Source organism: Phocicoccus pinnipedialis, assembly GCF_903994035.1.
GTDB classification, from domain to species: domain Bacteria; phylum Bacillota; class Bacilli; order Staphylococcales; family Salinicoccaceae; genus Phocicoccus; species Phocicoccus pinnipedialis.
The window spans coordinates 80,672-106,402 of sequence record NZ_CAJEWB010000005.1 but is presented as its reverse complement, the minus strand read 5'-3'; the positions used below and the strand labels follow the sequence as shown (position 1 = coordinate 106,402).

At 38.9% G+C, this 25,731-nt stretch carries 24 protein-coding genes; 15 read left to right on the top strand and 9 right to left on the bottom strand.

Annotated elements, in window-relative coordinates; genetic code table 11:
- Position 1: 1 nt before the first annotated feature.
- The 9 genes from hutU to dnaA form a co-directional block, all read right to left on the bottom strand.
- Positions 2-1,654: a urocanate hydratase gene (hutU, locus tag H9D55_RS02245; protein WP_186076473.1), complete on the bottom strand. Its 1,653-nt coding sequence runs from the start codon at positions 1,652-1,654 to the stop codon at positions 2-4.
- A 13-nt stretch (positions 1,655-1,667) separates the two neighbouring features.
- The gene (gene hutH / locus H9D55_RS02240; protein ID WP_186076471.1) at positions 1,668-3,155 is read right to left on the bottom strand and encodes a histidine ammonia-lyase; all 1,488 of its coding nucleotides are present in this window, start codon (positions 3,153-3,155) and stop codon (positions 1,668-1,670) included.
- Positions 3,156-3,244: 89 nt separating this feature from the next.
- On the bottom strand, positions 3,245-3,682 hold the full coding sequence (gene hutP / locus H9D55_RS02235; RefSeq protein ID WP_186076469.1) for a hut operon transcriptional regulator HutP: 438 nt from the start codon (positions 3,680-3,682) through the stop codon (positions 3,245-3,247).
- A gap of 206 nt (positions 3,683-3,888) precedes the next feature.
- Positions 3,889-6,411, bottom strand: a complete 2,523-nt coding sequence (gyrA, locus tag H9D55_RS02230; protein ID WP_186076467.1) for a DNA gyrase subunit A — start codon at positions 6,409-6,411, stop codon at positions 3,889-3,891.
- Between the two features lie 12 nt (positions 6,412-6,423).
- The gene (gene gyrB, locus H9D55_RS02225) at positions 6,424-8,352 is read right to left on the bottom strand and encodes a DNA topoisomerase (ATP-hydrolyzing) subunit B (protein WP_408634752.1); all 1,929 of its coding nucleotides are present in this window, start codon (positions 8,350-8,352) and stop codon (positions 6,424-6,426) included.
- A 4-nt stretch (positions 8,353-8,356) separates the two neighbouring features.
- A complete protein-coding gene (gene recF / locus H9D55_RS02220; protein ID WP_186076463.1) occupies positions 8,357-9,454 on the bottom strand; it encodes a DNA replication/repair protein RecF in 1,098 nt (365 codons plus the stop codon).
- Positions 9,445-9,669 carry an RNA-binding S4 domain-containing protein gene (locus H9D55_RS02215; RefSeq protein ID WP_186076461.1) on the bottom strand — a complete coding sequence of 75 codons (225 nt, stop codon included), beginning with the start codon at positions 9,667-9,669 and terminating at the stop codon, positions 9,445-9,447. The genes recF and H9D55_RS02215 overlap by 10 nt, the downstream gene beginning before the upstream one ends.
- A gap of 192 nt (positions 9,670-9,861) precedes the next feature.
- Positions 9,862-10,995, bottom strand: coding sequence for a DNA polymerase III subunit beta (dnaN, locus tag H9D55_RS02210; RefSeq protein WP_186076459.1), 1,134 nt, complete (start codon positions 10,993-10,995; stop codon positions 9,862-9,864).
- A 167-nt stretch (positions 10,996-11,162) separates the two neighbouring features.
- Positions 11,163-12,491, bottom strand: coding sequence for a chromosomal replication initiator protein DnaA (gene dnaA / locus H9D55_RS02205; RefSeq protein ID WP_186076457.1), 1,329 nt, complete (start codon positions 12,489-12,491; stop codon positions 11,163-11,165).
- Between the two features lie 439 nt (positions 12,492-12,930).
- Here dnaA and rpmH point away from each other — a divergent pair, with 439 nt between their 5' ends.
- The 15 genes from rpmH (at position 12,931) to modA (ending at position 25,728) form a co-directional block, all read left to right on the top strand.
- The gene (gene rpmH / locus H9D55_RS02200; RefSeq protein ID WP_186076455.1) at positions 12,931-13,068 is read left to right on the top strand and encodes a 50S ribosomal protein L34; all 138 of its coding nucleotides are present in this window, start codon (positions 12,931-12,933) and stop codon (positions 13,066-13,068) included.
- A gap of 113 nt (positions 13,069-13,181) precedes the next feature.
- The gene (gene rnpA, locus H9D55_RS02195; RefSeq protein ID WP_186076712.1) at positions 13,182-13,529 is read left to right on the top strand and encodes a ribonuclease P protein component; all 348 of its coding nucleotides are present in this window, start codon (positions 13,182-13,184) and stop codon (positions 13,527-13,529) included.
- Positions 13,530-14,474 (top strand): RNA-binding cell elongation regulator Jag/EloR, encoded by a 945-nt coding sequence (jag, locus tag H9D55_RS02190; RefSeq protein WP_186076453.1) that lies wholly within the window; start codon positions 13,530-13,532, stop codon positions 14,472-14,474. It abuts the gene before it with no gap.
- Between the two features lie 13 nt (positions 14,475-14,487).
- A complete protein-coding gene (mnmE, locus tag H9D55_RS02185) occupies positions 14,488-15,861 on the top strand; it encodes a tRNA uridine-5-carboxymethylaminomethyl(34) synthesis GTPase MnmE (protein WP_186076451.1) in 1,374 nt (457 codons plus the stop codon).
- A gap of 13 nt (positions 15,862-15,874) precedes the next feature.
- The gene (gene mnmG / locus H9D55_RS02180; RefSeq protein ID WP_186076449.1) at positions 15,875-17,758 is read left to right on the top strand and encodes a tRNA uridine-5-carboxymethylaminomethyl(34) synthesis enzyme MnmG; all 1,884 of its coding nucleotides are present in this window, start codon (positions 15,875-15,877) and stop codon (positions 17,756-17,758) included.
- 44 nt (positions 17,759-17,802) lie between these two features.
- Positions 17,803-18,519 (top strand): 16S rRNA (guanine(527)-N(7))-methyltransferase RsmG, encoded by a 717-nt coding sequence (gene rsmG / locus H9D55_RS02175; RefSeq protein WP_186076447.1) that lies wholly within the window; start codon positions 17,803-17,805, stop codon positions 18,517-18,519.
- 11 nt (positions 18,520-18,530) lie between these two features.
- Entirely contained in the window at positions 18,531-19,340 is an 810-nt protein-coding gene (locus H9D55_RS02170; RefSeq protein ID WP_186076445.1) for a ParB/RepB/Spo0J family partition protein, read from the top strand.
- 11 nt (positions 19,341-19,351) lie between these two features.
- Entirely contained in the window at positions 19,352-20,149 is a 798-nt protein-coding gene (locus H9D55_RS02165; RefSeq protein ID WP_186076443.1) for a ParB/RepB/Spo0J family partition protein, read from the top strand.
- 1 nt (position 20,150) lies between these two features.
- A complete protein-coding gene (locus tag H9D55_RS02160) occupies positions 20,151-21,089 on the top strand; it encodes a mechanosensitive ion channel family protein (protein ID WP_235963084.1) in 939 nt (312 codons plus the stop codon).
- A gap of 1 nt (position 21,090) precedes the next feature.
- Entirely contained in the window at positions 21,091-21,276 is a 186-nt protein-coding gene (locus H9D55_RS02155; protein WP_186076441.1) for a DUF951 domain-containing protein, read from the top strand.
- A 22-nt stretch (positions 21,277-21,298) separates the two neighbouring features.
- A complete protein-coding gene (gene ychF, locus H9D55_RS02150; protein ID WP_186076440.1) occupies positions 21,299-22,399 on the top strand; it encodes a redox-regulated ATPase YchF in 1,101 nt (366 codons plus the stop codon).
- 127 nt (positions 22,400-22,526) lie between these two features.
- Complete coding sequence (locus H9D55_RS02145) at positions 22,527-23,798, top strand: aminotransferase class I/II-fold pyridoxal phosphate-dependent enzyme (RefSeq protein WP_208454719.1); 1,272 nt, start codon at positions 22,527-22,529, stop codon at positions 23,796-23,798.
- 139 nt (positions 23,799-23,937) lie between these two features.
- A complete protein-coding gene (gene rpsF / locus H9D55_RS02140) occupies positions 23,938-24,240 on the top strand; it encodes a 30S ribosomal protein S6 (protein WP_186076439.1) in 303 nt (100 codons plus the stop codon).
- A 24-nt stretch (positions 24,241-24,264) separates the two neighbouring features.
- Entirely contained in the window at positions 24,265-24,744 is a 480-nt protein-coding gene (gene ssb, locus H9D55_RS02135) for a single-stranded DNA-binding protein (protein WP_186076438.1), read from the top strand.
- A 186-nt stretch (positions 24,745-24,930) separates the two neighbouring features.
- Positions 24,931-25,728, top strand: coding sequence for a molybdate ABC transporter substrate-binding protein (modA, locus tag H9D55_RS02130; protein WP_186076437.1), 798 nt, complete (start codon positions 24,931-24,933; stop codon positions 25,726-25,728).
- Positions 25,729-25,731: the final 3 nt, after the last annotated feature.

Below are 25,731 nucleotides of genomic sequence, written 5' to 3'. Positions count from 1 at the left end.
ATTAGTCCTCCATCATAGGTATGTTAATTTTGTTCTTTTTCGCTGTCTCAATCGCGATATCGTATCCTGCATCAACGTGACGTACAACGCCCATACCCGGATCTGTCGTCAGTACGCGCTCTAGTCTACGTGCGGCACGGTCTGTACCATCTGCTACAACCACCATTCCAGCGTGTAATGAGTAGCCCATTCCGACACCTCCACCGTGGTGAACTGAAATCCATGAGCCACCTGCTGCAGTATTTACAAGTGCGTTTAGAATCGCCCAGTCTCCGACTGCGTCTGAACCGTCTTTCATTGATTCTGTTTCACGGTTAGGGGATGCGACTGAACCTGAGTCTAAATGGTCACGTCCTATAACGATTGGTGCTGAGATTTCTCCTGTTCTAACCATTTCATTTAACGCGAGTCCCATTTTTGCACGTTCGCCGTATCCAAGCCAAGCGATACGTGCTGGTAATCCTTGGAATGTAATTTTTTCTTCTGCCATGTCTAACCAGCGAATCAACTTATCGTTATCCGGGAAGAGTTCACGCATTTTTTTATCAGCAGCAGCAATGTCTGTTGGATCTCCCGATAACGCCACAAAGCGGAATGGTCCTTTACCTTCACAGAAAAGTGGGCGAATGTATGCAGGAACAAATCCTGGGAAATCAAATGCATTCTTCAAACCATTATCAAACGCCACTTGGCGAATGTTGTTACCATAGTCGAATACGATTGCCCCTCTGTCTTTGAACTTCAGCATTGCATCAACATGTTTTGTCATAGAGGCAGTGGAAAGTTTAACATATGCTTTGGGATCTTCTTTACGTAACTTCGAAGCGGGCTCTAGTCCATACCCTTCAGGAATGTAACCGTTTAACGGGTCGTGCGCTGATGTTTGGTCTGTGACGATATCGATTGGGAATCCACGACGTAAAATTTCGTGATGGATTTCAGCAGCATTCCCGAGTAATCCAATCGAGAGTGCTTCACCTTTGTCTTTTGCTTCTTGTGCTTTTTCTAATGCTTCATCTAAATCTGTGCATTTAATGTCACAATAACGCGTCTCAATTCGTTTATCAATTCTAGTCTCATCGATTTCAACACATAGTGCAACCCCGCCGTTCATAGTGACCGCTAACGGTTGTGCGCCACCCATACCACCAAGGCCTGCCGTTAACGTAATTGTCCCTTTTAATGAACCCTCATAATTTTGCTCGGCGAGTTCTGCGAACGTCTCATAAGTGCCTTGCACAATCCCTTGAGAACCGATATAAATCCATGAACCCGCCGTCATTTGTCCATACATCATCAGTCCTTTTTTATCGAGCTCGTGGAAATGATCCCATGTTGCCCACTTTGGTACGAGTACTGAGTTAGATAAAAGGACACGTGGTGCTTCTTCGTGCGTTTTGAATACAGCAACCGGTTTACCAGATTGAATCAGCATTGTTTCATCATCTTCTAATTCTCTTAGTGTTCTCTCGATTGCTTCAAATGCTGGCCAGTTACGTGCTGCTTTACCGATACCACCGTAGACGACGAGCGCTTCTGGATGTTCAGCAACTTCTGGATCTAAGTTATTGTATAGCATGCGGAGTGCTGCTTCTTGTTCCCAACCTTTACATTCAAGTTCTAAGCCTTTTTTTGCCACTATTTTTCTAGCCATTTGTTCTTCCTCCTTAAATACTTCTTAATGCTGTTGATAGATTTTGTATATCAATGCTGAATTGTCTGTCATGATCTAAAAAGTCTGCGACTTGGCGATATTGGTTGAATTTCTCTTTTGTTTTTGGTGAGAGTTTGTCCACACCACGAATTTCAACGGCACTCATTGCAATGAAAAGCTCTGTCGCAAGTACGTTGCGTACATTGTCGATGATATCCCGGGCATGCCTAGAACCGATTGTTCCCATTGATACGTGGTCTTCCTGGTTTGCTGATGAAGGAATTGAGTCCACAGATGCTGGATGTGCTAATGTTTTGTTTTCGGATACAAGCGCTGCTGCCATGTACTGAAGAATCATCGCGCCACTTTGGAATCCGTCTTCTGGACTTAAGAATGCTGGCAGGTCTTCGTTTAATTGCGGATTCACTAAACGTTCGATACGACGTTCTGAAATATTAGCAATCTCTGCCACACCAATTTTAAGTAGGTCCATCGCAATCGCGATTGGTTGACCGTGGAAGTTACCGCCCGAATACACTTCCGCTTCACTAAAGATGAGCGGGTTATCGTTTGCGGCATTCATTTCGATTTCTAGTTTCTCTTTAACATAGGTAAGTGTTTGGAAGCTCGCACCGTGTACTTGTGGAATACAGCGAAGTGAGTACGCGTCTTGGACACGGAGTTCACCTTGACGAGTTGTAAGCTTCGAGCCTTCTAAATAATCGAGCATTTTTTCGGCCACATACACAGACTCTTTATAGCCGCGTGACTCATGTATTTTATGATCGAATGCATCCGTAATACCGCGCAGTCCTTGGTGTGTGAGTGACGCAATCCACAAGCTATCTTCCATGAGCTTTTCCGCTTCGATATAGTTAACAACACCTTGTGCGGTCATTGGTTGCGTACCATTGATGAGCGCGAGTCCTTCTTTTGCTTCCAGTGAGATTGGTGCGACTTGAAGTTCATTTAATAGTTCTTTAGTATCTACGGCAATTCCGTCTTTAAATACTTCACCTTCACCAATTAGCGTGAGTGCCATATGAGAAAGTGGGGCAAGATCACCCGAAGCACCGAGTGATCCTTGTTCTGGAACAACCGGAATGATGCGCTTGTTAATGTATGTCTTCAATTGGTTAACGAGTTCCTCACGGACTCCTGAATGTCCTTTTAACATTGTGTTTAATCTGAAAACCATCATAAGTAACGCAACTTCTTCTTTGAACGGACGACCTACACCAACTGCATGTGAGCGAATTAAATTTGTCTGAAGTTGAGCTGTTTTTTCTTCAGTAATAAGCACGTTACAGAAGAGACCAAAACCTGTTGTAATTCCATAAATCGTCTTTTTATTTTTAATAATACTTTCTACGACTGCACGAGATGCCCGTACACGTGCATACGCATCTTCTGTGATTTCGACTGTAGAGTCTGAATTTCCCAGGAAATCTTTGATATCTTCGATTGTTAAATGATTACCGTCTAGTTTTAAAACTGACATGGTGTTCCTCCTTTTTGTACAAAAAAAGACATAAATATCCCTTTGATATTTATGTCCCTAATAACTAATGTCTATGACAAATAATTTATTTAAATGTGGTTAATGCCAAGACCTAAAGCCTCGTGTTCTTTTCCACGAATCGGCGCTCCAATCGTACCGTAGAAGCATACTGCAAGCCATTCACCTTCGCTGTCCTCAGCATAAGGTTCACCGCGAATAATCGAAAACTCAAGTCCGACTGTACGCATGATATCTCCAACCGCGAGATCACCCCGCGTCACCCCTTGAATCGCCTCAACAATCGCGTGGTAGAGCGCATGTGTTTCTCTATAGAAATCACCATTGATGAGTCCCTCACGTTTCGCAGCTGTTTCAACAGACGCAATGACCTTTTTTAAATCCATCGTGCCCACCTTACCAGTGATGACACGAAAATTTTTAAACTCCGGCATTAAACTACGTGCCGTATCTTCATCCGTGAGCGCAACAAGGCTCGCAAACTTACCGAATCTAAGATTTTTACTCATTTTAACCCTCAACTAACGTCTATTAACTATCATAAGTATAGCTTTTTCATAAATTGTTCGCAATTGTTTAGAGATAAAAACATAATCCTATCACAAATGTACTAAAACCATAATTAATGATGGAATACTTGCAACTGCTAATCGCACACCCAATTTCTACTCCAAAAAAGCACGACACGGAATTTTTATCGTGTCGTGCATTTCATTTACTCTTCTGAGTCGAGCATATTTTCATCTTTTAAAGTTAATTCTGTGAGGTCTTCAATATCATCTTCTGCTTCTTCAATTTCTGCATCTATATTTTTAACTACCGCAACGGTTGCGACGCCGTGATCGTCATCTAAGCGCATGAGTCTAACGCCTTGTGTCGCGCGTCCTAATGTTGATACATCCTCGATCGCAAATCGGATAATAACGCCACCGTCTGTTACGACCATAATATCTTCATCACCATTTACTGCAGCAATCGCTTCTAGTCGTCCATTTCGTTCGTTTAGGTTGATTGTCTTCACACCTAAACCACCACGACGTGTTTGTCTATAGTCCGCTTCATGTGTTTGTTTACCATATCCTTTGTCTGTTACAACAAGAATATTTTGCCCTACCGTCAGCACGTCGAGTCCAACTACTTCGTCGCCTTCACGTAAGCGGATACCTTTCACGCCCGCAGCTGTACGTCCCATCGATCGTACTTCATTTTCATCAAAGCGAATCAGTGAACCATCTTTAGAACCGATAACTACTTCTTGACTGCCGTCTGTTAATCTAACCGCAAGCAATTCATCTTCATCTTTAAACGTAATTGCAATCTTACCGTTTTTATTAATACGATTAAATTCAGTGAGTGACGTACGTTTCACAATACCGTTCTTAGTCGCAAAGAGTAAGTAGTGTTCGTCGATTTCGTCTTTTTTATCTTTCACAGATAACATTGTTGTAATCATTTCGTCCTTGTCGATTTCAATCATATTAATGATTGGAATTCCTTTTGACTGACGTGATAATTCTGGTACCTCGTATCCTTTCAGTCTGAATACGCGACCTTTATTTGTGAAGAATAGCAGATAATCATGCGTCGACATCGTCACAATTTGTGACACGAAGTCATCTTGTTGTGTGTTCATACCTTGGATGCCACGACCTCCACGACGCTGTGCACGATATGTGTCTGATGGTAAACGTTTGATGTAGTTACCATGAGAAAGTGTCACAACAATTTGTTCTTCTGGGATTAAATCCTCGTCCTCAATGTCATGAATCACACCCGCAAGTATTTCTGTACGTCTTTCGTCACCATACTTGTCACGTATTTCAATAAGTTCCTCACGAATGAGTTCTAGAAGTTTATCTTCAGATTCTAAAATCTCTTTCAACTCACGAATTCTATTCATAAGTTCATCATATTCCGCTTGGATCTTATCGCGCTCAAGTCCTGTTAAGCGACGGAGTCTCATATCTAGAATTGCTTGAGATTGTTTCTCAGAGAGATTGAATTTCTCCATCAATCCATTCTTCGCTTCTTCATCTGTTTGTGATGCTCGAATTAACGCAATAATCGCATCGATATTGTCGAGCGCTATCATCAGACCTTCTAAGATATGCGCACGGTCTTGGGCACGTTTTAAATCAAAACGTGTACGTCTCGTCACGACCTCTTTTTGATGGTCTAAATAATGCACAAGCATTTGTTTAAGATTAAGAACCTGTGGTTCACCGTTAACAAGTGCCAACATATTCACACCGAACGTCATTTGTAACGGTGTTTGTTTATACAAGTTGTTCAGAACAACATTCGCATTGTGATCTCTTCTGATTTCGATGATAATTTTTACGCCTTCTTTAAGTGACGTTTCGTCACGTAAGTCCGTAATACCATCAATCTTTTTATCTCTCGCAAGTTCTGCGATTTTTTCAACAAGACGTGCTTTGTTTAACTGATATGGAATTTCAGAAACAACAATACGTTCACGACCATTTTTCATTTCTTCAATTTCACATTTTGCACGCATGATGATTGAACCGCGACCTGTTTCATATGCTTTACGAATTCCAGATTTGCCCATGATATACCCTGCTGTTGGGAAGTCTGGTCCTGTAATAATATTCATGAGTTCCATGATAGAAACATCTGGATTTCTAGACACTTCAAGCACACCGTCAATTGCTTCGACTAAGTTGTGTGGTGGAATGTTTGTTGCCATACCAACCGCGATACCTGAGGTACCATTCACTAATAGGTTAGGGAAGTGGGCAGGCAATACGGCCGGTTCTCGTTCATTCTCATCATAGTTTGGCATGAAATCAATCGTATCTTTATTGATATCTCTCATGAGTTCCATTGCAATTTTTGACATCTTCGCTTCTGTGTAACGCATTGCTGCTGCTCCGTCTCCATCCATCGAACCGAAGTTACCCTGTCCGTGAACGAGTGGATAGCGCGTTGAGAAGTCTTGGGCGAGTCTAACCATCGCATCATAGATAGATGAGTCACCATGAGGGTGGAATTTACCCATTACATCCCCAACAATACGTGCAGATTTTTTAAATGGTTTATCATTTGTCATACCATTGTCGTACATTCCGTATAAAATACGACGGTGAACAGGTTTCAAACCGTCACGTACATCTGGTAATGCACGAGAAACGATGACGCTCATCGCATAGCTAAGGAAAGATGATTTCATCGTCTTACTAATATTTATTTGTTCTGTTCCAAGTCTTTCAGACATTCATGTTTCCTCCTATACATCCAAGTTTTCTACGTATCTGGCATTTTCTTCAATGAATTCGCGTCGCAACTCTACGATGTCACCCATGAGCATTTCAAACACTTCATCCGCTTCAACCGCATCTGTTAATTCTACTTGTAAGAGCGTACGGTTGTCTGGATCCATCGTTGTCTCCCATAATTGGTCTGCGTTCATCTCACCAAGACCTTTATATCTAGAAATACTTGGTCTAGGAGTTTCGGGTAATGTTACACGTAATTCCTCTAAAGCTTCGTCATCGTACACATAGTGTTTCTTACGTCCTTGTTCTACTTTGTAAAGTGGTGGCTGCGCAATATAGATATATCCAGCCTCAACCAATGGACGCATAAATCGATAAAAGAACGTGAGCAAGAGGGTTCTGATATGAGCCCCATCTACGTCAGCGTCGGTCATAATAACAACTTTATGATAGCGTGCTTTTTCAAGGTTGAACTCCTCACCAATACCTGTACCAAGTGCTGTGATCATCATGCGTATCTCATTGTTCGTTAGAATTCTGTCTAGACGTGCTTTTTCAACGTTCAGAATCTTACCACGTAAAGGTAAAATTGCTTGATGTTTTGAGTCACGACCTGATTTTGCTGAACCACCGGCAGAGTCACCCTCTACGATGAACAGTTCAGATTTACTTGGATCTTTAGAAGAACAGTCCGCCAGTTTACCAGGTAAACTTGATACTTCTAATGCTGACTTTCTACGCGTCATCTCACGCGCTTTACGTGCTGCAACACGAGCACGTTGTGCCGTAATACCTTTTTCTACGATTGTGCGTGCTGTCTGTGGGTTTTCCATTAAGAAACGTTCAAACCCTTCAGAGAATAGTTGATCAGTGATCGTACGAGCTTCAGAGTTGCCAAGTTTCGTTTTCGTCTGTCCTTCGAATTGTGGATCTGTGTGTTTTATAGATACAACTGCAGTAATACCTTCACGCACATCATCTCCAGATAAACGATCATCTGTATCTTTTAATATTTTTTGATTAAATGCATAGTTGTTTATTACGCGTGTTAATGCGCGGCGGAATCCTTCTTCGTGCGTCCCACCTTCATACGTGTGAATATTGTTGGCATAAGTTAATAAGGTCGTATTGAAACCTGCATTGTACTGCATTGCGATTTCTACTTCAATTTCATCGCGTTCACTATCTAAATAGATCACATCGTCATGAAGCACTTCTTTTTTTCGGTTTAGTTCCTCAACATAAGATTTAATACCACCTTCGAAGTGGTACTCAATTGTCACTGGTACTTCTTCACGTTCGTCAATTAGGCGAATGTAGAGTCCTTTATTTAAGAAAGCTAATTCTTTGATACGCTTTTCTAATATTTCTCTTTCGTACTCAGTCGTTTCTGTAAATATTTCTGGATCCGCTTTAAAGCGTATTGTCGTTCCTGTTTTATCTGTTTCACCAATCACTTTAAGATCCGCATCAGGCACACCACGTGAATAGCTTTGATAGTGAATTTCACCGTCTAAGTGAACATAAACTTCTAGTGTTTCAGAAAGTGCGTTAACAACTGATGAACCGACACCGTGTAACCCACCTGAAACTTTATATCCGCCACCGCCGAATTTACCACCGGCGTGAAGCACAGTTAGAATAACTTCAACTGCAGGACGTCCCATAGATTCTTGAATACCTACAGGAATTCCACGTCCGTTATCTGTTACTCTGATCCAGTTATCTTCCTCAACTACTACATCAATTTGTGATGCATATCCTGCTAACGCCTCGTCAATAGAGTTATCTACTATTTCCCATACGAGATGGTGTAGTCCGCGTGAGGCTGTAGATCCTATGTACATCCCTGGGCGTTTACGAACCGCTTCAAGTCCTTCTAAAACCTGTATTTGATTCGCATCATATTGTTCAATATTTTGTTCTGCCAAGTCGATCACCTTCCTAAATTTTAACTGTGCCTTTGTTTACAGTGTAGAGTTTCATATCATCCATAATTTGATGGTTAATATCGCTGATACTCGTTGTAGTTACAAAGGTCTGCACTCTGTCTCTAATCGAAGTCAGTAGATGGGCTTGTCTCGATTCATCGAGCTCACTTAACACATCATCTAATAGTAAAATTGGATACTCACCAATCTCTTCTTTAATTACATCGAGTTCTGCAAGTTTCAGTGAGAGTGCTGTTGAACGTTGCTGTCCTTGTGAACCATATGTTTGTACATCAAATCCATTGATTAAAAACTTGATGTCATCACGATGCGGTCCAATTAATGTTTGTCTACGTTCTATTTCTTTATCAATATTCTTTTCATATTCCTCTAAAATAAAAGCGCTCAGAGCGTCTTTATTATCATCGTCATATTTTATATTCGGATGATAATTCACTGTGAGCGTCTCAATTCCATTCGATATATCACTGTGAATTCTCTTTGCATATTTGCTGAGCGTTTTAATAAAATCAGCACGCTTCTTAATGACTTCAGCTGCTTCAACCGAAAGCTGTTCATTCAACACGCTGATCATGACACTATCGACGTGTCTTTCTTTTAAATACTGATTTTTTTGTTGTAAAAGTCGTTTGTAGTTACTTAAGTGAGCGAGGTAAACTTTTGAAATCTGACCACATTCAATATCAATAAACGTACGTCTAACTTGTGGTGCGCCTTTTACGATTTCTAGGTCTTCTGGAGCAAATAGCACACAGTTTAAGTGCCCGATATACTCTGAGAGTTTTGACATCTCTAAATGATTCACTTTTGCACGTTTTCCTTTTTTTGTAATTGCCAAAGATAAAGGGATAGTGCTTCTAAGATTTTCAACACGACCAGAGATGTAAGCTTCCTCGGCATTGAATCGAATCATCTCTCTGTCCCGTGGTGTACGGTGACTCTTTGAGAGAGATAAAAAATAGATTGCCTCTAGTAAATTCGTTTTCCCTTGCGCATTCTGACCAATGAAGACATTCAATTTGTCATGAAATGTTAGAGATAAAGACTCGTAATTTCTAAAATCCGACAGCTCAATCTCTTTTAATCGCATTCACTTTTATACTCAATTCTAAATTGACCAAATTCTCCAAGGTCTAATACATCGTTATGGTGTAACTTTTTACCACGACGATCTTCTGGTTCGTCATTTAAAAGTACATCATTTTCTCGTAAGAACCATTTCGCTTCTCCACCTGAACCGATAAGCGCTTGATGTTTTAAAAATTGACCTAAAGTAATTTGATCTTCTAATTGAATGATTTCCATGGGCTTTCCTCCTCACATACACTCTATTATTATACTATAAATTCAAGAATATTTCATCTTCTCAATCATTTAGAGCCAATTTAAGACGTTTAGAGCGTTTTATGATAAAACCTACACAAAAAACAAAAAAAGTAGCAGGAACGCCTTATTTTTAATTTTAAGCGTTACTACTACTTATTATTCATATTTTTATTAATATGTTCTGATTGGTAAAATTAATTGAATGACATCATAAGAATTGCTCGACTGAATTGTGAATGGCTTCATCGTTCCGAAGAACTCGATCGCAACTTCTTCATCTGGAACAGCGCGAAGTGCATCCATCATATATTTAGAGTTGAATGAGATCTGTAATGATTCTCCTTCAAGTCCGCCGATGTTTACATCTTCTTCTACGTTACCGATTTCTGGTGAATTAGAAGAAAGTTCTACTTTACCATTTTCAATCGTCATTTTAATTGCGTTGTTGCCGCCTTCACGTGCCAGAAGAGATACACGGTCAATTGCGTGTAAGAATTCACTATTGTTCACAGTTAATTTTGTCTCGTAGTTTTCAGGGAATAAGCGTGACGTGTCTGGATAGTTCCCTTCAAGCAAACGAGAAATGAATCTCATATTTCCGTATTTGAATAATACTTGATTTTGAGAGAAGTTCACTTCTACGTCATCTTCTTTATCATCGATAATTTTGTTTAATTCTCCAAGCGCTTTACCTGGGATAATCGCATTGCTGATTTCGACAGAGTTTGGCTTGTCTGTTAATTTTCTTAAAGCAAGTCTATGAGAGTCCGTTGCTGTAAATTTAATTTCATTATCTAAGAACTGCCAGTTTACACCTGTTAAAACTGGACGTGTTTCTGAAGGAGATACCGCAAAGTTTGTTTCATTAATAATTGTCTTAAGTACAGAAGATGGAATAATGATGCTTGATTCATTATTCACTTCTGGAAGTAATGGGTATTGATTTGGATCATTTCCACTTAAATTGAAATTCGATTTACCCGCACGAATATGCGTTAAGAATTGTGCATTTGTATCTAACTCTACAAAATCTCCAGACAATTTTTTTATAACATCTGTAAAGAAGCGTGCAGATAAAACGACTGATCCTGATGATTCGATTTCTAAGACTGTTTCATTATTCACTTCGGTAGGAATTGTGATTTCAATTGAAATTTCAGAATCACTACCTGTAAGAACTAAAGTTTCTTCAGTAGCTTCAAGCTTAATACCATTTAAAATTGGTAATGCAGTTCTAGGTGAGATGGCTTTTAGAACGTCGTTTAATTGCTCTATAAAGTATGTGCGTTTAATACGAATTTTCATTTGTAATCTCCTTATTTATTATTAGTTATTTATATAAAGATATTAAAAGCATTAGTAGGTCCTGTGAATATGTGGATAACTATAAAAACGCTTAGAATACGTAAGTTATTCACATGTGGATAACCTGTTGGTAATAGTGTAACACTTATCCACATTACTCACATTATTTAATTCAACTTAGATTCTATTTGCGCGAGCTCTGAAAGGAAAGATTCATCATTTTCTCTCAACTTTGCAATTTTTTCATGAGCGTGAATTACAGTTGTGTGGTCCCTGCCTCCAAAAATTTCTCCAATTTTCGGTAAAGAGTTATCTGTCAGCTCTCTAGATAAATACATGGCAACATGTCGAGGGAATGCAATCGAACGTGTACGTTTTTTCGAACCAAAGTCTTCGATTTGAATGCCGTAATATTCTGCGACAGCTTTTTGGATATCTGGTATTGTAATCTTTTTTGACTTCGGTTGTGAAACGATATCCTTCAATGCTAAGGCAACAAGCTCAGGCGTCATTACTTGGTTCGTGAGTTTAGAGTATGCAGCAACACGCGTTAAGGCACCTTCAAGTTCACGTATGTTCGTGTCTATATGATTCGCAATATAAAGCATTGCTTCATTTGGAATCTCTACGTTTTCTTCCTCACATTTTTTTCTTAAAATTGCAATTCTAGTTTCTAAATCTGGTGGTGTAATATCTGTGATGAGTCCCCAACCAAAACGTGAGCGCAGACGATCCTCTAAAGTAGGAATCTCGTTCGGCGTACGGTCACTCGTGATCACAATCTGTTTATCATGATCATGTAGCGCATTAAATGTATGGAAAAATTCTTCTTGGGTCGATTCTTTTCCCGCTAAGAATTGAATATCATCAATTAATAATACATCTACATTACGATACTTATTTCTAAACGCTTCTGGTTTATTATCACGAATTGAGTTGATGAAGTCATTCGTAAATTTCTCACTAGATAGATAAGCGACTTTCGCACCAGGTCTTGTTTCTGTGACATAATTACCAATCGCATGCATCAGGTGCGTTTTACCTAAACCAACACCACCATAGATAAACAGTGGGTTATAAGCTTTTGCAGGTGCTTCAGCAACCGCAAGACTTGCTGCGTGCGCGAAGCGGTTTCCACTACCAATGACAAATGTTTCAAATGTGTTTTGATCATTGATTTGGAAGTTAGGTCCAAACGACGTATCCACAGTTTCTTCATCTTTATTAGGTGCCTCTTGACTTACAGGATCTCCTTTAATAATGAAAGTAACATCTGGTCTTTCACCTACAGAATTAAAAAGTGCATCCTGAACGACATCTGTGTAATGCGTTTCTAGCCAATCTCTATTGAACGTATTATGTGTTTCAATAATCGCCTGTTCTTTAGTGAGTTCAGTAAGAGTAACATCCATAAACCACGTTTCAAAACTCGGGCCAGCTAATTTCTCTTTAATAGATTCTAAGGCCTTCTGCCAAATCTGATCGAGACCATTCATAAAATTTTCCTCACTTTTAACAAATTCACACGATGTGGATAACTTTAATTCACGGCTGTTGTAAAGTTATCCACAAGTTGTGCACAAACTGTGGATAAGTCAGATAAAAAAACAGAGTTACCCACAGCTATTTCATAAAAATTATACCGAAAATCAGCGGATATATCAATAAAATTTAAAAACTATCCACACATCTACAACTTATCCACAGGCATTTTTAAACGGGCTGTTATGTTGTGGATATTTATAGGATTTAACTGTGGATAAGTTTATCTTGTGATATAATCATACACAGGATGTGTGGATAACACTTGATATCACTCTGTTTTTATCAAAAAATGGTCTTGAATTTTATAAGGGACTCTGTTACTATTAAATAGTTGCTAAAATAAAGACTAGATACACATATAAGTGGAAGTATTAATTTGGAGGTGTAGAGATGGTAAAACGTACGTATCAACCAAATAAACGTAAACGTTCTAAAGTACACGGATTCCGCGCGAGAATGGCTACAAAGAATGGCCGTAAAGTTCTTGCTCGTCGTAGAAGAAAAGGAAGAAAAGTGCTTTCAGCATAGTAAGAGATCATCTATCACTAGGTGATCTTTTTTTATGCCAATTCTGATGAGTGTTCTTAACGAGCAAGATTTTGTATAATTAAGTAATCATATAATGAGAGTAGCGTATTTTGATGAAGAAGCAGTATAGAATAAAAAAGCAAAGAGATTTTCAATTTGTCTTTAAAAAAGGACGTTCTTTTGCGAACCGTCAATTTGTCGTATACGTTAAAGATAAGAAAGAGATATCTCATTTAAGACTTGGAATCAGTGTGTCTAAAAAACTTGGGAACGCAGTGACAAGAAATAAAATCAAGAGAAGAATCCGAAGTTTCTTCCAAACACACAAAGACGAACTAAAGAGTACAGAATACGTAGTGATTGCGAGGCAGCCTGTTCCACACATGGAGTACAAGGAAATCGAAAAATCATTATTACATGTCTTAAAAATTGCGCAATGCATAAATAATGGAGGCAACTAAATGTACAAAGTTTATCATGCAGAAACTGTAGAAGAAGCGATTCAAGTAGGACTTAAAGACTTAAACGTAGAGGAAAATGACATTAAGATAGATGTTGTTGATCCAGGAAAGCGCGGGATTTTCGGTCTAGGTAAAAAAGATGCTGAAGTTAAACTTACAGTAATCAATCCAGAACTTAAGATGTATGAAAGTTTAGATGCATTAAAGTTCAGGCATACGAGACTGGATAACGAAGCGAATATTACTGACGAAGATACGGTAGTAGAATCGAACGTCATCGAAGAAGAGTTTACAGAAGAAGAAGCACGTGACGAAGTAGATGCGATCACGAAAGAAGCGATCGAAGTTCCAAATGAGATTATTGAAGATCACTCACAAGTTGAAGACGAAGAATTTCTTGAGGGATTAGAAGATGAAGAAATAACTGAAACAGTAAATTTCAGTGAAGAAAAATCTGAAGAAACAGAAGATGTTGTAAAAGTTCCAAAAATAACATTTGAAGAAGCTGCAGAACGCACAATGAACTATGTGCATTCAGTGCTCACTGAAATGAGTATTAAAAATTCAGTCACTTATACAATAGATGATAGAGAAATCAACATTGAAATTGAAAGTGATTATGCGTCGAAAATCATCGGTAAACGCGGTGCAACTTTAAACGCAATTCAAGAAGTTGCACAAAGTTACTTTAACCGCATTTATACGAGCTACGGACGTATCATTGTTGATACAGAGAATTACAGAATGAAACGTGAAGAAACACTAGAAACGCTCGCAATGAACATGACTAAGAAAGCATTACAGACGGGACTTCCGGTACACTTAGAACCTATGCCAGCAAATGAAAGAAAAGTGATTCATAACGCTCTAAGTAACGTTACAAACATAAAAACTCACTCAGAAGGTGAAGAGCCAAACCGTTACTTGGTAATACAGAAAAAATAAAGGAGACATTTGTATGCAGTTAGAAACGATATCGAGCATTTCAACTCCTATAGGCGAAGGTGCCATCGCAATTGTTCGATTATCAGGTATCGACGCTGTAGAAATTGCAGATAAGCTCTATAGAGGTAAGAAAAAACTTAAAGATGTGGATTCGCATACGATCAATTATGGTCATATCATCGATCCAGATACGAACGAAACAGTTGAAGAAGTAATGGTGGCCGTTATGCGTGCGCCACGCACATATACGCGTGAAGATATTGTGGAAATTAATTGTCACGGTGGTGTGCATACAATTAATCACATCTTAAGACTGACATTAAAACATGGTGCTGAAATGGCAGAACCTGGTGAATTTACGAAGCGTGCATTCTTAAATGGACGTATCGATTTATCGCAAGCCGAAGGCATCATGGACTTCATTAGATCTAAGACAGACGAAGCATCTAAAGTTGCGAACCAACAGATGCAAGGTCGTCTGAAAACATATATTGAAACATTGAGACAAGAAATTTTAGAAATCTTAGCTCAAGTAGAAGTAAATATTGATTATCCAGAATATGATGATGTTGAAGAAGCGACGACTGCTTTCTTACTTGAAGAAGCAGTTAAAATAGAAGAAAAAATTGCGACACTCTTAAAGACCTCTAAAGAAGGTCGAATTTTACGGGAAGGACTCAACACTGTTATTGTAGGTAAACCAAACGTAGGTAAGAGTTCACTCTTAAATTATCTTATTCAAGATAACCGTGCGATCGTAACAGATATTGCAGGTACCACGCGTGATATCTTAGAAGAATACGTAAACGTCAACGGAATTCCACTGAAGCTCGTTGATACTGCAGGTATTCGTGAGACAGATGACGTCGTTGAACGCATCGGTGTAGAGCGTTCACGCGAAGCACTAAGTAACGCTGAACTGATACTTTACGTCATTGATTATACAAAAGAATTATCAGATGAAGACAAAGAAATTTTAGAGAATTTACAAGGACGTAAAGTAATCATCATCGTGAACAAGCTCGACTTAACTCAGAGGTTAAATGTAGATGAGCTTGTACCTTATGGGTTTAATATCGTCCAAACCTCTATCACTGAAGGAACAGGTGTAGATGAGCTTGAAGAAAACATCAGAGACTTATTCTTCAGTGGTGGACTCAACATGAGTGACTCAACTTACGTTTCTAATAACCGTCACATCCACTTACTCGAGTCTGCAAAACAATCGATTCACGATGCAGTTGAAGCAGCAAAACTTGATATTCCAGTGGATATGATCCAAATTGATTTAGTAAAAACGTGGCAATTACTCGGTGAGGTCATTGGACAAGACGTGTCTGAAGAACTTATTGACCAGTTATTTGCCAAATTCTGTTTAGGAAAATAATAGGAGGAATTGTATGGTAGAGCATAGTAAATATGATGTAATCGTCATTGGTGCAGGACATGCGGGGGTCGAGGCGGGTCTTGCTACTGCACGTAAAGGTCTTACGACATTGATGTTAACGATTAACTTAGACAGCATCGCATTCATGCCATGTAACCCGTCTGTTGGTGGACCAGCTAAAGGAATCGTCGTAAGAGAAGTAGATGCTCTCGGCGGTCAGATGGCGAAAGTCATTGATAAGACGCACATACAAATGCGCATGTTAAATACAGGTAAAGGGCCGGCTGTACGTGCGCTACGTGCACAAGCTGACAAGGTTCTTTATCAAACTGAAATGAAGCAAGTAATTGAAGAAACAGAAAACTTAGATGTCATGCAAGGCATGGTTGATGAGATTTTAATTGAGGACAATAAAGTTGTTGGTGTGAAAACAAACATCGGCACAGTATATGAAGCGAAGTCTGTCATCATTACGACAGGAACGTTCTTACGTGGGGAGATTATCTTAGGTGATCTCAAGTATTCAAGTGGTCCGAATCACCAAATGCCGTCAATTAAACTCGCGGATCAGTTAAAAAATCTTGGATTTGAAATTGTAAGATTCAAAACAGGTACACCACCTCGTGTGAATGCAGACTCCATTGATTATGATAAAACAGAAATCCAGCCTGGAGATGATGTACCACGTGCATTCAGTTATGAAACGACTGAATTCATCATGGATCAACTCCCTTGCTGGTTAACACACACAAATGAATTTACACACCAAATCATCAATGAAAACTTACATTTATCTGCGATGTACTCTGGTTTAATCGAAGGAACGGGCCCACGTTATTGCCCATCTATCGAAGATAAGATTGTAAGATTCAATGATAAACCACGTCACCAAATTTTCTTAGAACCAGAAGGCAGACATACGAAAGAAGTTTACGTTCAAGGTCTCTCAACAAGTATGCCTGAAGCGGTACAAAGAGAAATGCTGAAGACAATACCAGGTTTAGAGAATGCACGTATGATGCGTACTGGATATGCGATTGAGTACGATGCGTTAGTGCCAACTCAATTATGGCCAACACTTGAAACGAAAAAGATTGAGAACCTATATACAGCAGGTCAGATTAACGGTACAAGTGGATATGAAGAAGCTGCGGGACAAGGACTTATTGCAGGTATTAATGCTGCAAACAAGATTTTAGGTAAAGAAGAACTAATTTTAAGTCGTACAGAAGCTTATATCGGCGTATTAATTGATGACTTAGTTACAAAAGGTACAAATGAACCATATCGTCTATTAACATCACGTGCAGAACACCGTCTGATCTTAAGACACGATAACGCGGATATGAGACTCACTGAGATTGGTCGTGAACATGGGCTTGTATCGGATAAGCGTTATGAGATGTTTTTATCTAAAAAAGAACGAATTGAAACTGAACTTCAGCGTTTTAGAAACGTACGTATTAAACCAAATGAACATACTCAGAGCGTCGTTGAAAGTAAAGGCGGTACGCGTCTGAAAGATGGTATCCTAGCAATTGAATTACTCCGTCGTCCTGAAATGTCATACCAGGACATCATGACGATTTTAAGTGAAGAATCATTACTTACTCCAGATGAACAAGAGCAAGTTGAAATCGAAGTTAAGTATGAAGGGTATATTAAGAAATCACTTCAGCAAGTTGAAAAAATGAAACGCATGGAAGACAAGAAGATTCCTGAAGATATCGATTATGATGCAGTGCACTCGTTAGCGAGTGAGGCAAGAGATAAACTAAAAGAAGTACGTCCATTAGATCTCGCCCAAGCGTCACGTATTTCAGGTGTGAACCCTGCGGATATATCAATTCTACTCGTATATATTGAACAAGGAAAAATCGCGAAAGTGCAAAACTAAAAAGGCTTATCATTAAGCCTTTTTATTAATATAGAGGGATAAAAATGACTAAAGATGAATTTATTTTATACTTGAAAGAAGAAGGCATTGAAGTTACAGAGCGTCAGATGGAACAGTTTGATACTTACTTTAAGATGTTGGTTGAGTGGAATGAAAAAATTAACCTGACAGCTGTGACTGAAGAAAATGAAGTATATGAAAAACACTTCTACGATTCAATTACGCCGCTCTTCTACACAGACTTTGAAGAAGGTGCAAGTCTATGTGACGTAGGGGCAGGTGCAGGCTTCCCATCTATACCAATGAAGATTATCCGTCCGGACTTAAAAATAACGATTGTGGATTCACTAAATAAACGCATCATGTTCTTGAATGAATTGACTGCAAACTTAGAACTGGATAAAATCACACTTGTCCATGATCGCGCAGAAACGTTTGGCCAACATAAAGCACGTCATATGTTTGATGTTGTAACCGCACGCGCAGTTGCACGTTTAAATGTCCTAGCAGAACTATGCTTGCCACTCGTTAGAACAGGTGGAAAATTTATTGTTCTAAAGGGAAAACGTACGATGGAAGAAATTGATGAAGCGGAATTTGCGCTGAAATTACTAGGCGGAAAGCTTGAAGCGATACATGAATTATCATTACCTGAAGAAGAAAGCGACCGTTATATCTTAGAAATTAAGAAGACGAGTAAGACACCTAGAAAGTACCCGAGAAAACCAGGTACACCTAACAAAAAACCATTAATGAATTAGAGGTGAAAGATATGAAGAAACCATTTTCGAAACTGTTTAATCTTTTAGATAAAACAGGGAAACATGAAGAAGATAAAATTGAATTGATCCCTGTAGAGTCCATCGTTCCGAACCGTTTCCAACCCAGACGCGTGTTTCACGGGAAGTCTATAAAAGAACTCGCACAGTCGATTGAACAGCATGGTTTACTTCAACCAATCACCTTACGTCCGATAGAAGAGGGCATGTATGAAATCATTGCAGGAGAACGTCGTTTTCGTGCAATGAAATCACTCCACTATGAAAATGTGGAATCGATAATTAAGTATCTAACGGACCAAGAAGCTGCCGTAATTGCAATTATTGAAAACATTCAAAGAGAGAACTTATCTCCGTATGAAGAAGCACTTGCTTATAAAGAGCTGTTATCAATGGAAGATATCACTCAAAAAGATCTCGCGATATCTCTAGGCAAAAGTCAGTCATTTATTGCCAATAAACTAAGACTTTTAAAGTTGTCAAATAGCGTTATTTCAGCATTACAAAATAATGAAATAACCGAGAGACATGCGAGAACAATGCTCTCCTTAGATAACGATACGCAATACGAAATTTTAAAGAAAGTAAAACAAGATGAACTAACTGTGAAGGATACAGAGCTTGCAGTTAAAAATCGTCTAGAGCAGAAAAATGAACAAATTAACTTCAACGATGATGTCAGCTTCGTCATGAATGATTTAGATAATGACATAGAGAAATTGAAAGCACGTGGCTTTAGAGTCGATTATGACAGGACAGAAGAAAACGCGTATCACGAAGTCGTGATACGAATATATAAATAAGGAGGTGTGGTATGGAAAAGGGACAACTGAAAGAAATTAAAATCAGCGATATTAAACCGAACCCATATCAACCGCGCCTCACATTTAAAGAGTCATCATTGAGAGAGCTAGCACAATCCATTGAGAGAAATGGACTCTTGCAACCAATCTCAGTAAGAAAGACTGTAACTGGGTACACACTGATTGCTGGTGAACGACGTTTTCGTGCTATGCAGTCTCTAAAGAGAGAGTATATTCCAGCAGTCATATTGAATCTCACAGATGAAGAGATGATGACGCACTCGATTTTAGAGAACCTTCAACGTGAAGATCTGGATACATTCGAAGAAGCGATAAGCTATAAGAAATACATGGAAGCACTCAACTTAAATCAAGAACAAGTCGCAAAAAATCTTGGAAAATCCAGAAGTTATATCGCAAACACAATTAGACTCTTAAACTTACCAAACCGAGTCGTTAAAATGATTAAAGATAACGAGCTCACAAGTGCACATGGTCGCACACTCCTAAGTCTCAAAGACCCGATAACGATTGAACAAGTTGCTGAACGTAGTAGAGATGAAAAATGGAACGTTAGAAAACTCGAGCGATACGTGCAAAGATTTAAGACAGAACGTGGATTAAAGAAAACACAAAATGATTTAAAAAAACCGAGAATTGTTGAGCAGACTGAACAGAAGCTAAAAGAAACTCTCGGTACAAAAGTAGAAATTAAGCGCGTAAATAATCGCGGGTATATAGAGATTGATTTTACAAACCAAAAAGAATTCGAGAGAATTGTAAACTACATATTGAACGGAGGAGAATAGATTGAATCTTGAGTTTTTAAGTACATTAGTCGTATCAGCAATAGAGAAACCTATGGATACGAGTTTTCTAACTACAATCTACGAAAAAATTACGAATCCTGAAAACTGGATAAACATCTTAGAACGCGTCGTCTGGTCGATCGGATTTGTTATTATCGGACTGATTGTGATGAAAGTCGTTAAAACATTGATTCAAAACTTCTTCATGATGAAGGCCCGTTCGAAGCTAAAAATTAAAGGCAGTGCAAAGCGCAATAAGACATTAATTAACGTACTGCAAAATATGACTACAATAGTCGTCTGGTTTGTCGTTGTAGTGACGATACTTGAAACATTTAACATTCCCGTTGGTACGCTACTTGCCGGGGCAGGAATCGTCGGGCTCGCAATTGGTTTTGGAGCGCAAAGTTTAGTTAAAGATATGATCACTGGATTCTTTATTATCTTAGAAAACCAATTTGATACAGGAGATTTCATCCGTGCAAATACGACTGGTACAACAGTTGCCGAAGGTGAGGTTATCTATCTAGGATTACGATCTTCAAAGATAAAAGGATATAATGGTGAAGTTTACATGATTCCAAATGGAACAATAAACGAAGTTGTTAACTTTTCTGTAGAAAATGCCATTGCATTCTTAGACTTGAACTTATCGCTCGATACGAACACAATTGAAGTAGAGCGATTGCTGACGAAATACTTTGAAATTGAGTGGCCAAATGATCCAAGTCTTGTTTCAAGCCCAGTAGTTCTGGGAATTCAAGATTTCCAACAGGGACAGGCAATGCTACGCATCCAATTTATAACACAACCGATGGAGCAATTTGGTGTGCTTCGTAAATATCGCGGTAAAATTAAAGATTATCTAAATGCACATGAAATAGAGCTATCTGTACCAGTGATGGATTTTGGTAAAGATATAAATATAAAGGGGTCATAATATGGAACAACAATTTGATCTTGGTAGTATTGTAGAGATGAAAAAGCCACACCCATGTGGTACAAATGAATTTGAAGTCGTAAGACTTGGCGCCGATATTAAAATTAAATGCTTAAACTGTGAGCGTGTCATCATGCTTTCAAGAAGAGACTTTAAAAAACGTATCAAACGTATTATTAAACAATAATTTACACTAAGGAGAAATAAACATGTCATTAACAGCTGGAATCGTTGGATTACCAAACGTTGGTAAATCAACATTATTCAATGCAATCACAAAAGCAGGGGCACTTGCAGCAAACTATCCGTTCGCAACAATTGATCCGAACGTCGGTATCGTAGAAGTACCAGACGAAAGACTCGATAAACTTACGGAGATCGTTATTCCTAAGAAAACTGTACCGACAGCATTCGAATTTACGGATATCGCAGGTATCGTTAAAGGTGCATCACAAGGAGAAGGACTTGGGAACAAATTCTTATCTCACATCCGTGAGGTAGATGCGATTTGTCAAGTAGTCCGTGCATTCGACGACGACAACATTACTCACGTGTCAGGCAAAATAGATCCAATTGACGACATCGAAGTGATCAACATGGAGTTAATCTTCGCAGACCTTGAGTCAATCGAACGTCGCCTACCACGTTTAGAAAAAATGGCACGTCAAAAAGATGCAGATGCGATGGCAGAAGCTGCAGCTCTTACAAAAGTTAAAGAGACGCTTGAAAACAACCAACCAGTGCGTTCACTCGATATGACTGCTGAAGAAAAAGCACTTATTAAGCACTTAAACTTCTTAACACAGAAACCAATTCTATACGTTGCTAACGTTGCTGAAGATGAACTTATGGACCTTGATAACAACGAACACTTAAAACGCATCAAAGAATACGCTGCAAGTGAGAACGCAGAAGTGGTAGTGATTTCAGCACGTGTTGAAGAAGAAATGGCCGTATTAGACGATGAAGACAAGTTAGAATTCTTAGAAGCACTTGGCCTTGAAGAATCTGGTCTTGATAAACTGATTAGAAACGCTTATGACTTACTTGGCCTTGCGACTTACTTCACTGCAGGTGTACAAGAAGTTCGAGCATGGACATTCAAAAAAGGAATGACTGCGCCAGAATGTGCAGGTATCATCCACACAGACTTCCAAAAAGGATTCATTCGTGCAGAAGTCATGAGCTATGATGACCTTGTAGAATTAGGTAGTGAAGCGGCAGTTAAAGAAGCTGGGAAAGCACGCTTAGAAGGAAAAGATTATATCATGCAAGACGGCGACGTCGTACATTTCAGATTCAACGTATAAATGTTTTTAATGGCAGACAAATGTTTGCCATTTTTTTATTTTAAAATTTAGTTTCGTGAATTGAAAACGCTATTGGATAGTTATATACTGACAGTGTATGTATATATAATAGAAAAGGGGTAGTATCGTGGCTACGCTTAACTTAGACGAGTTAAAAAGTTTACTTGAAGTTACCAATAGTAAGCTTAGAGATTTAGAGAAATTAGACCTTAATGTGGATATGACGAGAGGTAAACCAAGCTTCGAGCAAATCCGACTTTCAAGAGATATCCTTACTAATATCGATGAAGAAGTGTTTGACCGTAACCCAAATATCTTCAACTATGGTATTGGTGATGGGATTGAAGAAGCAAAACAATTATTCGCGAGCATGTTAGAAGTGAGAAGTGACGAGATTTACGTTGGGGGGAACTCAAGTTTAAACCTCATGTACGACACAATGCTCAAAGCAATGTATTTCGGAATGGTCGATAGTAATCGTCCATGGATGAAAGAAGATACTGTAAAGTTCATCTGTCCAGTGCCTGGTTATGACCGTCACTTCGCTATTTGTGAGTCATTAGGCATTGAGATGATTACGGTAGACATGACGCCAAACGGCCCAGATATGGATGCGGTAGAAGCACTTGTTAAAGAAGATGCATCTATCAAGGGAATCTGGTGTGTACCGAAGTATTCAAATCCAGATGGGGCGATCTACTCTAAAGAAACGATTGAACGCTTAGCAAGCATGGAAACAGCTGCAAAAGACTTCAAGATTTTCTATGATAACGCATATGCAGTACATTTCTTAGATGGTGAGTTTATCGAACAAGAGAGTATGTTAGAAGCGTGTAAAAATGCGGGTAACCCAAACCGCGTCATTATTTTTGCTTCAACATCTAAAATCACTTTCCCTGGTGCAGGTGTTGGTGTAATTAGTGCCAATAGAGAGAGCTTAGATTACATGGAGAAATTAATTGCTGCACAATCAATCTCTCAAGATAAAGTAAACCAACTGAGACACGTGTTATTCTTAAAAGATTTCGATACGCTTCTTGAACACATGAAGAAGCAAGCGGCAATCCTTAAGCCGAAGTTTGATATTGTTCTAGATTCACTTAAGAGTACGGTAGCAGACGAAAGGATTGCAACTTGGAGTAATCCACGCGGTGGATACTTCATCAGCGTAGACACGTATCCAGGATGTGCGAAGAAAATCGAAGAAGAGTGTGCAAGACTTGGTCTGAAAATCACTAAAGCAGGTTCAACATACCCTTACTATGATAACCCGAAAGACAACAACTTAAGAATAGCCCCATCTTTCTTAGGTAGGAGCGATCTCGTTCAAGCAATGGATGTGTTCACAACAGTTTTACAGAAAATTGCGATCGAAGAAATGTTAAAAAACGAACAGTAATAATTAATAGCAACAACTGCCAGCCAGTTGTTGCTATTTTTGATTAAGACTGATATAATATCTGATTGTGAGTAATGAAAATTATTCCTTGCCAAAACAACCGTTGTTTTGGCCGCAAAGTCCATAAGGAGGTGTAAAGATGAGAGCATACGAAATTTTATACGTCGTACGTCCGAACATTGAAGAAGATGCGTTAAAAGCTTTAGTTGAGCGTTTTGACGATGTACTTACTTCAAACGGTGCTACTATCATCGAATCAAAAGAGTGGGGTAAACGTCGTTTAGCTTATGAAATCGAAGATTTCAAAGAAGGTTTTTACCGCATTGTTAAGCTTGATGCAGAAGATTCAGCTTCAGTAGATGAATTCGAACGTCTAGCAAAAATCAACAACGATATCATCCGTCATATTGTTGTTCGCGATGAACAAAGAGAAGAAAAGTAAGTTTAAAATAATGGAGATGATTACATGCTGAATCGTGTGGTTTTGGTGGGTCGTCTAACTAGAGATCCTGATTTAAGAGTAAGTCAGAACAATATTTCTGTAGGTAACTTTACACTTGCAGTAAACCGTCCTTTCACTGATCAAAATGGAGAACGTGGCGCTGACTTTATCAACTGTGTTGTTTTTCGTAAACAAGCAGAGAACGTACAAAAATTTGTACAAAAAGGTAGCTTAGTTGGGATTGATGGCAGACTTCAATCAAGAAGTTACGAGAATAAGGAAGGACAGCGCGTATACGTGACAGAAGTCGTATGCGATAGCGTTCAATTCTTAGAGCCAAAAGGCAGACAACAAGGCAGTAATCAAGCGGATAATGCTGCTGAAGCATATCCGATGAATTCTTATGGTGGTGGAAATCAGTCATTCGGTTCTAGACAAGAGGAGAACCCGTTCGCGAACTCTACAGGTAATGTAGATATTAGTGATGACGATTTACCATTCTAGGGAAATGTGTTCACGAATTACAAATGTGTGTGTAATTTGTTGTGTAAAACTGAGATCATGTGTGAGATTTCGGTTGTGTGTGTAGCCGAGACTTTTGTCTCGGTTATTTTTTTACATATAGGATCAGTCTTAATTTATATAAACTTGAGTGGCTAAAGTCGGTCATAAATAAAGAGGAGTATTACAATGAGTCGTTTCCAAATGACGAAAAGAATTGTTTTTTTAACCCTCATGTCAGTATCTTTAATACTTGTGGCGTGTGGAGGAACGAAAGAAGAAACCGAAGAAGTAGAAGAGCCTAAAGAACCCGAAGTTGTCAAGATCTACATTAAAGAAAATCTTGAAGGTGCGTTTGGTGAAATCGTTCAGAACTTCGAAAAAGAGCATGAAGATATCGATGTTGAACCTATCTTTTTATCTAATGATGAAATTGTTCAAGGTGTAAAGAACGATGAGAAAGGCTCAGTGGTCTTCACAACAGAAGACGCTGTAAAAGAACTCATCGAGGATGATCTCGTTGGCGTTAAGGATACGAAATTCTTAATGATGGACGAGCTTGTTTTATTCACGAAGCATGAAGATCCAGACGTTCAGCGCGTGCGTGATATGGATCAGTCTACTCGCGTAGCAATCTTGAGCCCAGATAATTATGAAGAAGGAAAACTCAGTAAGAGCATCTTTGTAGACGATGAGTTCGAAAAAGTTGAAGATGAAAACTTTGTCATCGGAGATTCAGCAGAAGACGTAATTCAAGATGTTATGAACAATAACGCACAAGTCGGTGTGTTATATCAATCAACAATATACAATAACGAAGAGTTAAAAACACTCGTACGCGCACCAAGACGTGTTGTTGAGCCGTTTATTTATCAACTTGGACTAGTATCAAAATCAGATATCACTGACACAGAGCGTACACTTTACGATTATTTATTATCAACAGAAGTACAAGAGATTCTAAAAAATCATGGATATGTGGTTTAAATA